We start from the raw sequence: 15,127 nt of genomic DNA, 5'->3' as shown, positions 1-15,127 counted from the left end.
AATGGGATTTCACCGTTTTAAAAAAGGACGTTTATCAGCATTACCGATTTATTTTCGGGATGAAGATAAAATTAGAGGATTAATGTTTTTATTAACGATCGCCCTGATAGTTTTTACTTTGATGGAATTTGTAGTTCGCCGTCAATTACATGAGTCTAAATCCAGTTTAGCAGGTCTTTATGATGGGAATCCAAAACGCAGAACCAATCGCCCCACCGCAGAAAAAATGTTACGAGGTTTATGTAACATAACTCTGTATAAACATCGAGATGGTTCACGAGAAATATCATCATTGAATCCGTTGCAAAAAGAGATATTAAGTCTGATGGCAGTACCAGAGTCAATTTATAGTAGCCTAGGTGATGATTGGGAAAAAAGAATTGATTAGCGTATTAAGTACAATAATAAATTAAATAAGATGAATTAAGGGCAAATAAACGATTGGTGGGCATATTTTCTAGCCTAGAGAGGATTTGTTTGGATTAAAACTGGTATTTGTGGGAGAATTTTCATCCCTTTGATCGTTGATAACAAAGTTTCAGATTGAGTCAATTAATCTTACTTTTAATTATAGTATTAATTACGCTAATTATTATTTTTGAGAGTAGATTGTAACACGAAAGTCGCTAACATAATCAACCTCCTCAACGAATTAGACTTTGTCACTACTTTTTTGACTCAAATTCTTATATATTAAACATTTGAAGTTATTTTTCACTCTTTGACTTTTTCAAATAAGCGAACAATGAGTCCTAATTTTAAAACTGTTTTGGCTTGGGAATGATGATCAATACAGTTTTGGGATAAAACACTTTCACCAATATAGTATCCCCGATTTTCTTTAAAAGAACCTAAGACTTGAGGATTTTTTTCTTTAATTAATTGCCAGTTACGAAAATTACGAAGACGGATGCCTCTTTTATCTAATACTTCGCTTTCAATGTCTGTTGTTTCAATTGTGTAACTATGATGTGTATAAGTATTTCGGTCTGTATTTTGTGGATCTGCCAAAACTATATCAGCATGATTACCACTTTCGGAAGGAATCTCGAATAAATTATAAGACATTATATTTAGCCTGATGAAAATATGTTGATTGAGAGAAAAATTATTCCCTACTTATTTATCAGTCTTACTTTTCTGATTTATGCAGTATTCATCAAAAAAACAATATAAAATTCAAGCATATTCTATAATTGTCAATAGGCATCTACCGTATCTCTAAATTTGAACTCTGTATTCAGGGAAGATAAGTCTGCTATAATCTTTAAAATATGCTCCATAAAACAATAGAGCGATCTTACCTATGGAAATACAACACCTCAAAATTTTATTAAAACTATTAGGACAAAATAATTATCAAGGAAAAATAGGCGATATTAAACCAAATACAAAAACAAAAATTGAAGAAACTCAAAAGTTTTGTTATAAACTTTGGGATAGTAAATTGATTCACATACAGGAAAAAAATATTACCATAAAAATAAATAACAATGGTAAAAAAGTTTTAACAAATAAGGAAAATAGAAACCAGTTAGAGATTAATATACTTAAAAAGTGTGAAAAGACCAAAATAAAAATATCAGAAATAAATATTACTCCTGCTTCTAAAAGAGATTTATTAATCGATAAATTAGTGAGAGAAAACTTAATCGATATTGTTGATAAAAAAATTATTCATGGGGAATTGACAGAAGCAGGAAAACAATATTTAGCCGAAGAATATTTAGCTGAAGGATTAGGAAATGTTAGTTTACCAAAAGCATTATTGAATAATTATTTAACCTTTATTCGTAATTACTTTATGGACAAAATATCGTCAACAAAAACTATCACCTCAACAGTAGAAGAGGAAAATATTAACCCACCTAAGTTAATTACCCCTGATGATATTTTACAAACTATTATAAGGCTCGATCGAACCGTGAACACCGATAACTACTTACCAATTTTTCATCTAAGAAATGAGTATAAATCCGTATTGTCCAAAGATGAGTTAAATAGTATGATATTTACATTACAGAAAGAAAATAAAATTTCCCTTAGCCGTCTAGTGGATGCCTCCCAATATACTGAGGAAGAATATGATGCGGGTATTCCCCAAAGTATTGGTTATCCAATTTTTTATTTAATCGTTAAGTAAAATTAATACAAAAAAATAATTATTAAAAGGTAGTAAAAAATGACAAATTTAGAACAAATATTACTAGCATTAAAACAGAAAGAAGAAGTAATTCCTAATCCTTTTGATGATGTCACTTACGGTAACTTCTGGTTTGAAAAACACCACCTAGAAAATGTTGATTCCATTCATGAATCAGCATTGGAGAAAATAGAATATCAATTAAAACTACTCATTAAAGATCAATTTAGGCAAACAAAAACAATTTTATTAACAGGAGATGCAGGGTGTGGAAAAAGTAATTTATTAGGACGTTTAAAAGACAAATTAAACTCATCAGCCTACTTTGTTTATATTCAACCCATCGAAGATTATCGTTATTTTTGGCGACATACTTTACAATATACCGTCACCAGTTTAATGCAAATACCCGAAGGGGAAAAAGAATCACAATTACAACTATGGTTAAAAGGTTTACCAGTATTAAATTCTACTGACTGGGTAAAAAAATTATTAGGAGAAAAAAAAGCCTTTATTCGTCATTTAAAAAATAGTTATCCTGCTGGTATTGTCGAAGCAAAAAAATTCTTTACTGCTTTATACGAGTTAACAACAGATAATTATGACTTAGCTTGTGAATGGTTAGCAGGAGAAGATTTAGACGAAGAAGATTTACAAATTTTAGGGTTAAATAAATCTATTGATAATGAAAAATTAGCCAGAGGAATTTTAAGTAATTTTGGTAGAATTACCGATGCCACTAAACCAATTATTATTTGTTTTGATCAAATTGAAAGAGCTTTTGCTAATGTTTTTAACGTTAACACAACTTTTCATAATGAGCGTTTAGTCAATTTTTTAGTTTTAATTAGCATTACCCAAGAAAATTGGCAAACCTATAAAAAAACGATGGTTCAATCAGATTTAGCTCGTATTAATCAAAACATTTTTCTTGATGATATAACGATCGAAGAAGCAGAAAAATTATGGATTAATCGCCTAAAACCTCTCCATCTTCAATGTAATCCTTTACCAAATTCAAGTATTTATCCTTTAGATAAACAAATCTTAATAGACAATGCTTTAGGAGAAAGAATAAATCTAAGAAATGCTTTAAATTTAGGCGGTAAAAATTTTCAAGAATATATAGAAAATATTAAAAATATTGAAGTAGAAAAACAAGATGATGGTGGCGATAGTGGCGATAATCCTCCACCTCCAATACGTCCAGATTTTTTGAAAAAATGGGATCAGGTATTTGAAGAAAATCAACAAGAAATTCAACAGTTAACCACTATTTCAAACTATAGTGATGAAGAATTTTTAGAAATGTTTAAACATATTTTACAATGTCTAGGAGTAGAAAATATTAATCCTCAATTTTTGTCGGGAGTAAACTCTTCAAAAGGATTTACTTTTACTTGTTCAAAAACAGGTATGGAAAAAGGTTTAATTGTTAATAATACTCGTCGTGGACAAAGTTTTACAGCTTTAATGAAACAATGTCAAGGAGTGGTTAATAAAAATAGATGTCAGCAATTAATTCTTCTGAGAAATTTTGAGACACCAAAAACAGGAATTGGTGCAGAAATTTATCATAGTTTATTTACACCAAATTCTCAAAAATGTATTCACTATAAACTAACATTAGAAGATTTATACTATTTTTTTACCTATAATAAACTATATAAAGATTCAATATCAGGAGATTTATATATCAATTTTAATTCTATTTCAAGACAAGAATTATTATCGGATATGCAAAGATATAAAATATTAAATAATTGTATGATTCTCAATAGCTTAGGTTTAGTTAACTGTTTTCCTGAGATAAATATTTTTAAAGAAAAATTAGCCAATCTTTTACAGCATCAAACTCAAATAAATTTTACAGAAATTTATAGTCAAATAACAAAAGACCCTGATTTTTATAATTGTTTTATTCCTCTTTATTTTTTCCTGAGTATAATTTTTAATCTCCATAAAAGTAAATCAGTCATCAAAATTGTTAATCCTAAAGATACCTATACTAAATGGAATATAGCAATCAGGAATGATTTGTGAGAAATCAATTATTAACAAAAAATATTGAAAATACTATTACTCTTCTCTTTTCCCTTTTCCCTTTTCCCTTTTCCCTCTTCCCTTAAGAAATAACAAACTCTTATAACTGATAACTAACTCCTATATTAATTTCTAATAAGAATTTCAGAACGAAATAAAAGAAAACTAATAAGATAACGAGAAAAAGTCCACTGCTGATAAACTTGCAACTGTTCAGCAAGATGATCTAATTCTTGTTTTATCATCATTAACTGATTTTCTTTCTTCTCTATATATGGACTATTTTCTAAGTCTTTTTCTTCTTCTTGTATTCTCGCTATTATGTCTAATATCTTTTCTTGTTCTAGTTTATATTTACGATTAATATTAATTTGATTAATCCTAATATTTTCCCTTAAATTTATTCTTTCTTCACTTAATTTGTTCGACAAATCTAAATACTTTTTATCTATGTTTTCCCGAAGATATATTGGTAAAGTTTTAGGCACATTATTTCTGGCATTTGTTTCCACTTGTTGTCGCCAACTAACCAAATTAGAAGCTCTTACTTCCCCTATTCCCTTTACATTTTTAGCACGATAATAACTAATGTCACAAATCCGAACAATACCAGCATTATTCAATTTTTGTAAAAATTTTTGACCAATTCCCTCCACTGAATCAGGATTTATCGATCGATTAAGTTCACGATTAATAAAATCATCTTGTATTCTTTTTAACTCTTGACTAATTTCTTGATTTTTATTATTTTCTAACTGATTTAATTCTCTTTCTATATTAGAAATTCTTTTTTCTAAAGGTTTATTTACTCGGATAATTTCATCATCTTCTTGATTTGATAACTGTCTTTGTCTTTGCTTTTGTTCTATTAATTTTTGATTAATACTATCTTTATCACTTTCGATCGATCTTGTTATGTCCATTCGTTGTTTTTCTAGCTCTTTTTTTCTAAGATTAAGCTGTTTTTTAACTGTAAAATTAATGGATTTGCGAAATTTTAGATAAACCAAAGATATAACGATAAAAATACTAATAAAAGTATAAATAAAAGCAAAAACTGTTTGTGTAGTAATAATGAGAATAGAACTGACAAATAGAAAAGTAAAAGTCAACCTTTCTTTCTTGAAATTTTCCCTAGTAATAATTGATTTTTTTTCTAAGGCTTCCAAAGCCATTTTAGCATTTTGATAACGCAAACTAGGATTAGGTTCAACCATTCTTTCTAACCAATTGACAAAGTGAATGCCCACATTAGGCATTTTTTTATCAAACATCACCCTATTACTGGAAAGATCCATTAAACTGCCTACATTTCCTGATTTAGTATTAGTAATTAAACAAATTAAAGTCATACCAAGACTGTATAAATCTGACGCTTCTGTTAATTTTTGATTATGCAATTGTTCGGGAGGCATAAAACCAAAAGTCCCCCCCATCATCGTACTTAATGCCATCGTTTCATGACCAATTTTTGCCAAACCAAAATCGACTAAATAAATTTGTTTATTTTCATCCATCAAAACATTTTCTGGTTTTATATCACGGTGAAAAATAGGGGGTAATCTTTCTTGTAAATAAACTAGAATGTCGAGGAGTTGTTTAGCAATATTCATTACATCCTCTAAACTTAAAGTCGTAAAATTAGATAGTGGTTGAGCAGACTTATATTCCTGAACTAAACATAATCCTTCTTCCGAATCAAATTGGCTAATATAACGAGGAATACCAGAGTGATTTAACTCTTTTAATACTTCTATTTCTCGTTCAATTTCTTTATAGCTATCCCAATTATTTGTCGTGGCAAAACGAAATTGTTTAATCACAACGGATTGCTGAGTTTTTAAATCAATAGCTTGGTAAGTAATTCTTCCCCCTTGAAGGTTATGATTTAATTGTTTAATTAGTTGATAACCAAAGGAACTAAAGTCTGCCAAATTGTTCATTTTAACCTTTTTTTTTGAATTAATTTAATTAGTATTTTTATTAATTTTTTCTCATTAGAAAACTTCAGATATTTTACTTATTTATCAATTATTTAACAATATATTTAGTATTTTTAAAGATTAAGTAATTGATGGTACGATGATCTATTTGACGTAAGCGATTTTTACCTTTTTCTATTTCTAAATCAATGGCACTACTTCTGCCCATTTCATTGTTAATTTCCAATAAATAACCAATTAAAGTTCTTTCTTCTCCCTTGTTTAAATCTTTGCTAATTTTCTGTAAATTCTTCTCAATATTTTCATAACTAAGGGGGTTTCCTTCTTCATCTTTAATGGCAGTTAATAACTTATTTTTAATGTCGGTAGGTTTAACTTGTTTATTAAAGTTAACGGTAAATATTTGTTGTCCTATATTACTCAAAATATGGTTAATTTCTGTGCGAGTAATATATTTTTCTATGCTATATTGACTGGCAGAATACATCTCAAATACTAATTCTTTATCAATATTAGATTCTACTCCTTTATCACTAACAACTTTTATGGTTTTAGGATTAACTTTAATCACTTTATAATATTGAATTTCTGCTAAATATTCTCCTACTTGAATTTTCTCAACATCAAGATTTCCTTTCGATGTAATTGCAGGTTTGATAATCGGTTTTTGAGATAAATTTTGTTCTGTCATGGTTAGTTATTCCAGTAAAGTTGATGTTTTTGATTTCTATATATTTATCCAGTGGTTTTCTTTAATTTATGCAGTAGTCAGAGAATTGTTTAAAATAATCTTTGAATACTTGGTGTATTATTTTTTTGGACAATTAACATATCGTGTAGGAGAAGCATAACCTGTAGGGAAATAATGGGCGACATTCTTTCCGATATAGTCTTGTTTATCTTCTGCTATTTCTCCCTCAAAACAATACCTGTCATTACCATTGGTGATAACTCCTGAAAAATGCCAAGAATGAATACGGTAAACTTGTTTAACAATTCCCTTATAGACAGCAAAGGCATAATCTGCATTTTCTCGACGCTGTTTTAATACCCAGTTTCCTCTTGTTGCATTATAAAGTTCTTCTGGGGTTAAATCAGGTGAGTAAGTTTTAGTGATACGAAATAAAATGGCTGATTCCGTAATATTTAGAAAATTTGGAGATGGAGATGGAGGTAAAATTGGGGGTTGATAATTCTCTAATGTTTTATGAACTTGGGTGAGAAAAATAATATCCATCACTGCATATTTTTTTTGTTGTTCAGTTAAAGGACGCATTGCCCAATCGCTTCCTTGTTCATTTTCTTCGATGGTAAAGCCACATAAATAACTGGCTAATGTTTTTAATTGTCTGTTAGGTGTTCCTAATTCTTCCAAAGACAATTTTCGAGATAAACTATAGGTACACAAAATATTTTTTACTCTATCTTTACCACCTAAAAATCTGACATCATAAGGGGCATTATGAAAAACTTTTTGGATGTTTTCATTAACCATTATTGTTTGAATAAAGTAGTCTATTAAATGGTTTTTATCTAATAAATCAAGGAGATAAATCGATTCTCCTGTTAAGTCATCGGGATTAGCGGTTATTTGTAATAGAGACAGTCTTTTTGTGGGTTTATCCCAGTCGGCGGTTTCGGTATCAAGCCAAAGAATAGAATTATTACTAAGTTTATCAATGGTTTGTTTTATTACTTCTTCATCTTCTAAATACTGACATTTAATTTCTGGTTTTGGCTCTATTCTGTTAGTAGCTAATAAGGTATATATTCCAGTAGTAATTCCTGTAAGAATACCGATAATTTTAAAGGAATTAGATTTAAGAAAAAAACCGATTAGAAGAATTAATAAGCCACTACCAATGCCAATAATATTAATAGTGGTTTGCGAGTTATTTTTATTTTTAGTCATGGTTATGATTGATGATTTTGCTAATGATTATTTTTCTATATATTGATTGTGGTTTTTGTTAATTTTTTCTAATTAATTTTATAAATTCCCCATTTTTTAGGGGAATTTTGGTTAATTAAAAAATCCAAGGAATTCTCTCAACATCGTTTAATAAAGTATCGAAGTCTAAAATCTTTATGTCAGTTGTTGCTAAAAGTTCAATTATTCTTTCAAAGGATGTTTGTTCTTCTGTTTCAAGGGGTAAAAGACCAACAGAATCATAACTAATATAAGGCAAATCTTCAGATTCTTGGTAAATTTGTAAATATTTTTTGAGAAGGAAATAAATAAACATTAATATTGCTTTTTTTTTGTTCTCTTACTTGAAAAGAATCATCATCTTTCATGTTAGTAATACCCATATATAAATTTTCATGGGGTTGAATAACAATGACTAATTTATTATCCTTTTCAGCTATTCCTAATAAATCATAATTACAATTATTCCAAAAAAGTTTCTCGAATGGAGTTGTTGGCGAAGAAACTGGGGCAAAAAATCCGGGTAACGTCAAAGGATTTTTAATTATTAAACCAAATTCATTGAAAATTACAAAACTAGAATAACTGCAACTATCAGGATTTTTTATAAATATTTCAAAGTCTGAACCAAAATAAAAGGGTCCTTTATATTTTTGATAACATTCTTGCATAGCATCGAAAATCAGGATTTCTTCATTCTCGTATTTATCGAATACACAAGCGTCCATGATGGCTGTATCACCTGCGTAAAATTTTGAGAAATAAGGGATTACCTGTTTTTGCTCACAAAATACAGTAAATTTTTTAATCAGGTTAGTTGCTTGAATGGGATTAATGTTTTCAGGGAAAAAGTAGCTAAATAATTCATAATTTTCATCTTGGTTATTAAAGTCTGAGTACTCTTCTAATTCACTAACTTTTTCAAAGTCTAATATAGCTAATTCTTGTTCCCCAAATAACTCATATACTATGCCTCTTTGATAATAAATTTCAGGATTATTATCATTAATTCTTAGTACTTGGTTATAGTCGGCGAGTGCCTCTGGATATTGTCCTAGTTTTTGATATAACAAACCTCTGTTTTTATAAGCCTCTTCATTGTTATGATCGATCTCAATGACTGATTCATAAGCACTAATTGCTGTTTGATAGTCTTCTAATTTAGAAAATAGATTTCCTAGGCGTAAATGAGGACTAATATAAGTAGGATCAATTTTTAAGGCATCAATATATTGATTAAGTACTGTTTTAATATCCTCTTCTGATTCGATAAATTCTTCCAAAATTAAACCACGGGCATAGCAAAAAATTTCTGGATTTTCGGGACTAAGAACTTGTCCTAATGATAAAGACTCCATAGCATCCTGTAAAAACCCTAATTTTCCTTGACAGACAGCTTTTTCAATCCAACACTCAATTGCCAAATTTTTAGGCATTGAACGACCTGTTTTAAAGGGCATTTCAACGGCAGTGGTAAAAGATGCAACGGCATTTTCGTAACGTTCTTGAGCTTTATAAATTACACCCAGAGAATAATAAGCATGAGAATAATGAGGATCTATTTCAATTATGCTTTGACAATCATCAATAGCTTTTTCCCATTGTCCAGACTGCAAATAACACAGAGATCTATTTATTTTAATCTTAGATACAAGTGACTGTGGCAGTGGCATTTTTAATATTTGGTTTAATTCTTGTATTGCTTTCCCAAATTCCTTGCCATGAAAATAATGGATAGAGCGATCGATTTTTTGTGTCATTAAGTTAGCTAAATAATCCCGATCGATTTCCACCTCTTTTAATATCTCAATAACTTGCTCATAAAGCTCGATCGAACCTTCATAATTGCGAGATTGAGCTAATTCTTCAGCTTTTGCGATTATAGCTTCTAACTGTTCAGCCATAGGGGAATTATTATTTTTAGTCATGGAATGATTTACTCATCAAATTTTCGTGTTCATATATATATCCATTCGATTTAGTCAAATTATGCAGTAGTAAGAAAAAAATATTTTTGTCTTAACAATTTGCAATGTAATGTCTTATTCTTTTGTTCTATGATACAAACAATGATACCATTGAATCAAAGTAATGTCATATCAATTTACTCAATCAAATTTAGAGAAAGAATTAGAAGCTATTTGCATTCCCCGTCATCCCAACGGAAAAATTTTTTTATTCATTCTTGCATAAATTATCAATCTAAGCTGGATATATCTATAGGAACAGAAATTATTAACTTATATCAATAATATATTATGACTAATAACAAAATGACCAAGCCCACAAATACCAAAACAAACATAAATGTTGAAAGCTCGTCAGAAATTATTTTGGAATGTTATAAAAAAGGTAGTCAATTGAAAATAAGAGTTATTTCTGAAGGTTATGATTCAGAATTAAATGTTAGATTTCCCCGTGATTTAAGAGAAGAAGGGGCATTATATTCCGTAGAAACCATAGAAAAAACAAAAGGTGACTACTATTTAGTCAAAGGAAATATCACTAAAATTGATGGAGACTTAGATTCTTTTATTGCCAAAAATTCTAGTTTAGATAACGAACAACATCAAACTATTCTCACTGAAGAAAAAGCGTCTGAGGAAATCACAATTTCTCAGGATTTAAGAAAGGAGAAAAATCAACGTGCGGAAGCATCCCTCGAAACAACTTCTCCTGAGAGATTGCGAGAATTAGCCCACCAAGATATAAAATTAGCCCGTGTGGTTGCTAAAAATATTACTGCTCCCCCTGATTTACTAGCAGAGTTAGCTCACAGTCAAGATAAATCCACCCGTAAAGCCGTTGTCAGTAATCCAAACACTCCTAAAGAAACTCTATTAGAGTTAGGTTCTCAATTCCCCGAAGAATTACTAGATAATCCTATCTTTGATTTGTTATTACTAGAAAACCCCAACTTATTAGCAGAGATGCCCCCTAGCACCCTTAAAAGTATGGTGAAAAGAGAAACTGTGCCAAAAGCATTTTTAGATTGGGCGGTAAATCATGGTAATGATGATGTGTTAATCGCTTTATTGCGCAATCCTCAATTATCCCAAGAAAATTTAGTCCAGTTAACAAAACATAACAACTCTCAGATTGTTGAAGAAGTAAAACTTCACATTAATTGGAATGAAGAAATTGAAAATCCAGAAGAATTTATCCGTCAAGCCTTAAGAGAAAATAATTTAACTATTCCGAAAGGAAAAGATGATATTGTTAGTTCTTTTTCAGGGGAAATGATTTCTTCTCAATGGTTTTATGATTTCTTATCTTCGACTGATGATTACGTTCGCAGTGCTGTAGCCTTGAATCCCAATACTCCTGTAGCCTTATTAGAAAAATTAACCACTGATTCTCATTATGAGGTTCGCAGTGCTGTAGCCTGGAATCCCAATACTCCTGTAGCCTTATTAGAAAAATTAGCCACTGATTCTCATTATGTAGTTCGCCGTTGTGTAGTAGAAAATCCGAATACGCCTGTAGCCTTATTAGAAAAATTAGCCACTGATTCTGATTATGATGTTCGCAGTTGTTTAGCCTGGAATCCCAATACGCCTGTAGCCTTATTAGAAAAATTAGCCACTGATTCTGATTCTGAGGTTCGCCGTCGTTTAGCCTCAAATCCCAATATTCCTGTAACTGTATTAGAAAAATTAGCCACTGATTCTGATTCTGAGGTTCGCCGTGATTTAGCAAAAAATCCTAAGACACCTGTAACTGTATTAGAAAAATTTGCCACTGATTCTGATGAAGATGTTCGCCGTGATTTAGCAAAAAATCCCAATACTCCTGTAACCGTATTAGAAAAATTTGCCACTGATTCTCATGATTGGGTTCGCTGTTATGTAGCCTCAAATCAGAATACACCTGTAGCCGTATTAGAAAAATTAGCCACTGATTCTGATAAATATGTTCGCAGTCGTTTAGCCTCAAATCCCAATACTCCTGTAACTGCATTAGAAAAATTAGCTACTGATTCTGATTCTGATTATGAGGTTCGCCGTTATGTAGCCTCAAATCCCAATATAACCCTGAATATTAAGATTGAGGTATTTAACAGTTTAGCTAAAGGTACAAGACCAAATTTAGGACGTTTAGCGGTATTTCTTAGCCCTTATGCTGATGTTGTTCATTTGGCTAAAAACTTTCGTTCTACTTCTTGGTTAGAGCGTTGGGCGATCGCTCAAAATCCCAATACTCCTGATAATACTCTTAACTACCTAGTCAAAGAGGGTAATAAATTAGTTAGAAGTGCCGCCGAATTAAACATCAAACAAAGACAAGATGGAGGTAAATAATATGACTTATCCTGATGGCTGGAAAGAGTTTTGTTACTGGAGAAAGATGAATCCAGATGCTCCCCTTCCAGATGGTGTTAATCTTTCGGAGTTATATCGTTTTGCTGCCCGTTATCGCCTTAGTTATTCCTATCAGGGTATTAATCTGCAAGATTACCCTGAGCAAAGTGTGGAGGCTTATGGTTGTCTTTTGGGGGTTTTTCTCGCTTACTCTGCTTTTGAACAGTTATATAAAGCGGTTGGTTTAACACAGATAAGGGGAAAACATATTGTTGAGGAATGGTCGATCGAAGATAAATCTATTGCTGAAGAGTTACGGAAAAGGTATAAGGTTATCGATTTTCTCCATGATAAAGTCTCGGCAGATCAATTAAAACAGAGAATAATGGAATTTCAACTAGGAAATAATCACAATATTTTAGTTTTAGCTACAGCTATTAGACATTTAGTTGCTCATGGGGTGATGACGGTTCATGGTGGAAATGTCAACTCAAAAACTACCATTGCATTCTGTTCTATGCTCAAAGAATGTGTGGATAATAAAACTCAACATTGCTTTGAAAATTATGTTTTAAATTCGATCGTAGTCAGAAGATAAAATCTTTTAATAAATTGGGATAAAAATGATAAATAATTCCCAATTTTATAGACTGTTAACTATATTCTAATCAACACAATTATTAATCTAATAACTAAGAAAAATAACTATGATTAAAAACAATAAATCATTATGGGATAATTTGTTTGAAAATACTTGTAAAAGTCAACAAGAATTACTGAAAAATATATTAAAGCCTGAGAAAGAAAAATTAAAACTTTTGTTAGAATATCTCTATTCTTCTGGTTATGAAATCTCTTTTCAGCATAAAAAAATTAAGCAAAAAATTAGTAACAAAACTTTAAGAATTAGAAAAATAATTGAAGACAAGAATATACATTACGGATATATTAATCAAGACACATTAGACGGAAATAGTCTTTTCGGTTATTGTTTGGGATTTAAGTCAGATAAATGTCCTGATAATTTTTCTCATCAAATATATGGGTTTTCTGAAGATAAAGGATTCTATATTATTAAAATAGAAGGAAATGAGAAAGGTTGGTATCTTGTTGAGGGTAAAAGAACACTTGATAAGGATAAATATTATATTCTTATTACTTCCATTGAGTTAGCACATAAAATATTTAATATTTAATATTATGAAATGCAATAATAGTTTAAATCACGAGAAAATACTCCAGATTGGCAGAAGGGACACTTCTTTCCCTCTAAATGCCAGGTATCGACAATATCCTTTGAATTGCATTCAGGACAGTGGGCAATAGGTGCTTGTGAGTCAACCATAAAGTCATTTCCGCAATTCAGACAAAGATGAGGACTATCGTTTCCAATGCACTTTTCAAGCAGTTCATGATCGGGGTGATAGGCATATTTCTTATGACCGTTTTCATTAATATAATACGGGTTTCCGTCCGACCAAGTTTGTATAGATTTAGTGCAATTATCACAAGTATATAGTAATCCTTCTGCCATAGCACATTTCCCTCAAATTTTTATTTTGATGAATTTTTATTGATTCCCTTTATGCTAACTTTTATTCTGTTTTCTGTCAATGTGCCTTGTAATATTTTATTAGTCTAAATTACAGATTTAAACCATTTATATATCAGAAGAGAAATTAAAAATTATGCAAATTATTTAACGAGGTTTCATAACTTCTATAAAATCTGAGGAGATAATTTGAAGTTAATTATTGATTTACTAATCCAAAAAGGTTCGATTTCAGTTATAATAAATATAATTATTAATCATAAAAATCAACAAAATAATTTTATGATAATTAAACCAATTTTATCTCAATTATCAGCTTATTTAAAAGCCACCTATAAAACTAATTTAAAAGAAGTAATATTGTTTGGCTCAGAAGCAAGAGGAAATGCTACCTTAGAATCAGATATTGATGTTTTAATAGTGTTAGAAAAACCTTTTAATTATTATCAAGAAGTACATAAAATAGGGGAATTTATTAGTAATCTCTGTTTAGAGTACGATCGATTAGTTAGCTGTTGTTTTACTACGGAAGAAGAATTTAAAAATGAAGATAATGCTTTTTATCGCAATATCAAAAAAGAGGGTATTAAACTATGAATAATACTCAACAAAAATTTTTAGAAAAAGCAAGAAAAAGTTTGGAAGTAGCTAAACAAATTAATTATAATTACCCTGAATTTGCTGTTTCTAGGGCTTATTATACGATGTTTTATATTGCTTCCGCTTTTTTAGAAAGTGAAAATCTTACTTATGGCAAACATTCGGCAATTATAGCTGGATTTGGACAGCATTTTGCAAAAACCAATAAAGTTCCAAAAATATATCACCGTTGGTTAATTGAGGCGGAGAAAATGAGAAAAGGAGGAGACTATAATTTAGATGTAAATATTAGTTATGAAGATGTTACTATTATTATTAACCAAGCAGAAGAAATGCTCAATTTTGCTAATCAAAACTTATAAAATAATAGTTGCTAAACTCCTAAAATTAATATTAGTTAATAATTAATTTTTTTTTATAATTCACTAATAAAAATAATGACACCTGCTAATCTCCAAGAATATTTAAACAAATTAGTCAAAAACCAATTAAAAATCAGTACCATGATTTGGGCAGGGTTTTTTCAAAGTCGGGGCAAAATTAAAAAAAGATGGACTTTTTGGTTATATAATCAACCATGTCCATCTTATTTTTTGTTTATTTTAAATAAGTTAT

General features: G+C 30.0%; 13 protein-coding genes. 8 read left to right on the top strand and 5 right to left on the bottom strand.

The features are described from left to right. Nucleotides 1-388, top strand: a 388-nt coding sequence (locus ACN4EE_RS18605; RefSeq protein WP_431707981.1) for a hypothetical protein, incomplete at its 5' end; no start/stop codon positions are given. 326 nt (nt 389-714) lie between these two features. Here the strand turns inward: ACN4EE_RS18605 and ACN4EE_RS18600 are convergent. Further along, nucleotides 715-1,068: a hypothetical protein gene (locus ACN4EE_RS18600; protein WP_431707980.1), complete on the bottom strand. Its 354-nt coding sequence runs from the start codon at nt 1,066-1,068 to the stop codon at nt 715-717. 238 nt (nt 1,069-1,306) lie between these two features. Between ACN4EE_RS18600 and ACN4EE_RS18595 the strand changes: the two genes are divergently transcribed. Both ACN4EE_RS18595 and ACN4EE_RS18590 read left to right on the top strand, forming a co-directional pair. Beyond that, nucleotides 1,307-2,143 (top strand): hypothetical protein, encoded by an 837-nt coding sequence (locus tag ACN4EE_RS18595; RefSeq protein ID WP_431707979.1) that lies wholly within the window; start codon nt 1,307-1,309, stop codon nt 2,141-2,143. Nucleotides 2,144-2,182: 39 nt separating this feature from the next. Then, nucleotides 2,183-4,186: a hypothetical protein gene (locus tag ACN4EE_RS18590; RefSeq protein WP_431707978.1), complete on the top strand. Its 2,004-nt coding sequence runs from the start codon at nt 2,183-2,185 to the stop codon at nt 4,184-4,186. A gap of 125 nt (nt 4,187-4,311) precedes the next feature. Here ACN4EE_RS18590 and ACN4EE_RS18585 read toward each other — a convergent pair whose 3' ends face one another. The 4 genes from ACN4EE_RS18585 to ACN4EE_RS18570 all read right to left on the bottom strand — a co-directional run bounded on the left by ACN4EE_RS18585 (nt 4,312) and on the right by ACN4EE_RS18570 (nt 9,987). Then, nucleotides 4,312-6,129, bottom strand: a complete 1,818-nt coding sequence (locus ACN4EE_RS18585) for a protein kinase domain-containing protein (RefSeq protein WP_431707977.1) — start codon at nt 6,127-6,129, stop codon at nt 4,312-4,314. 88 nt (nt 6,130-6,217) lie between these two features. Beyond that, nucleotides 6,218-6,820, bottom strand: coding sequence for a hypothetical protein (locus tag ACN4EE_RS18580; protein ID WP_431707975.1), 603 nt, complete (start codon nt 6,818-6,820; stop codon nt 6,218-6,220). 117 nt (nt 6,821-6,937) lie between these two features. Continuing rightward, nucleotides 6,938-8,041, bottom strand: coding sequence for a hypothetical protein (locus tag ACN4EE_RS18575; protein WP_431707974.1), 1,104 nt, complete (start codon nt 8,039-8,041; stop codon nt 6,938-6,940). A 281-nt stretch (nt 8,042-8,322) separates the two neighbouring features. Further along, nucleotides 8,323-9,987, bottom strand: a complete 1,665-nt coding sequence (locus ACN4EE_RS18570) for a tetratricopeptide repeat protein (protein WP_431707973.1) — start codon at nt 9,985-9,987, stop codon at nt 8,323-8,325. A 330-nt stretch (nt 9,988-10,317) separates the two neighbouring features. Here ACN4EE_RS18570 and ACN4EE_RS18565 point away from each other — a divergent pair, with 330 nt between their 5' ends. The 5 genes from ACN4EE_RS18565 (at nt 10,318) to ACN4EE_RS18545 (ending at nt 14,874) form a co-directional block, all read left to right on the top strand. Continuing rightward, on the top strand, nt 10,318-12,360 hold the full coding sequence (locus tag ACN4EE_RS18565) for a HEAT repeat domain-containing protein (RefSeq protein WP_431707972.1): 2,043 nt from the start codon (nt 10,318-10,320) through the stop codon (nt 12,358-12,360). A 1-nt stretch (nt 12,361) separates the two neighbouring features. Then, nucleotides 12,362-12,958, top strand: a complete 597-nt coding sequence (locus ACN4EE_RS18560; RefSeq protein ID WP_431707971.1) for a hypothetical protein — start codon at nt 12,362-12,364, stop codon at nt 12,956-12,958. A gap of 109 nt (nt 12,959-13,067) precedes the next feature. Further along, nucleotides 13,068-13,556: a hypothetical protein gene (locus tag ACN4EE_RS18555; RefSeq protein WP_431707970.1), complete on the top strand. Its 489-nt coding sequence runs from the start codon at nt 13,068-13,070 to the stop codon at nt 13,554-13,556. Nucleotides 13,557-14,194: 638 nt separating this feature from the next. Next, entirely contained in the window at nt 14,195-14,509 is a 315-nt protein-coding gene (locus ACN4EE_RS18550; protein WP_431707969.1) for a nucleotidyltransferase domain-containing protein, read from the top strand. Further along, a complete protein-coding gene (locus ACN4EE_RS18545) occupies nt 14,506-14,874 on the top strand; it encodes a HEPN domain-containing protein (RefSeq protein ID WP_431707967.1) in 369 nt (122 codons plus the stop codon). Before ACN4EE_RS18550 ends, ACN4EE_RS18545 begins: the two co-directional genes overlap by 4 nt. Nucleotides 14,875-15,127 lie beyond the last annotated feature (253 nt).

Origin of the sequence: Geminocystis sp. CENA526, from assembly GCF_050753365.1 — a bacterium.
Taxonomy (GTDB): Bacteria; Cyanobacteriota; Cyanobacteriia; order Cyanobacteriales; family Cyanobacteriaceae; genus Geminocystis.
This window is presented reverse-complemented; position numbering and strand designations above follow the sequence as displayed.

Coding starts and splice junctions, on each gene's coding strand:
- ACN4EE_RS18555 (WP_431707970.1), top strand. CDS start 13,068: ATGATTAAAAACAATAAATCATTATGGGATAATTTGTTTGAAAATACT.
- ACN4EE_RS18570 (WP_431707973.1), bottom strand. CDS start 9,987: ATGACTAAAAATAATAATTCCCCTATGGCTGAACAGTTAGAAGCTATA.
- ACN4EE_RS18545 (WP_431707967.1), top strand. CDS start 14,506: ATGAATAATACTCAACAAAAATTTTTAGAAAAAGCAAGAAAAAGTTTG.
- ACN4EE_RS18565 (WP_431707972.1), top strand. CDS start 10,318: ATGACTAATAACAAAATGACCAAGCCCACAAATACCAAAACAAACATA.
- ACN4EE_RS18595 (WP_431707979.1), top strand. CDS start 1,307: ATGGAAATACAACACCTCAAAATTTTATTAAAACTATTAGGACAAAAT.
- ACN4EE_RS18560 (WP_431707971.1), top strand. CDS start 12,362: ATGACTTATCCTGATGGCTGGAAAGAGTTTTGTTACTGGAGAAAGATG.
- ACN4EE_RS18590 (WP_431707978.1), top strand. CDS start 2,183: ATGACAAATTTAGAACAAATATTACTAGCATTAAAACAGAAAGAAGAA.
- ACN4EE_RS18585 (WP_431707977.1), bottom strand. CDS start 6,129: ATGAACAATTTGGCAGACTTTAGTTCCTTTGGTTATCAACTAATTAAA.
- ACN4EE_RS18580 (WP_431707975.1), bottom strand. CDS start 6,820: ATGACAGAACAAAATTTATCTCAAAAACCGATTATCAAACCTGCAATT.
- ACN4EE_RS18600 (WP_431707980.1), bottom strand. CDS start 1,068: ATGTCTTATAATTTATTCGAGATTCCTTCCGAAAGTGGTAATCATGCT.
- ACN4EE_RS18575 (WP_431707974.1), bottom strand. CDS start 8,041: ATGACTAAAAATAAAAATAACTCGCAAACCACTATTAATATTATTGGC.
- ACN4EE_RS18550 (WP_431707969.1), top strand. CDS start 14,195: ATGATAATTAAACCAATTTTATCTCAATTATCAGCTTATTTAAAAGCC.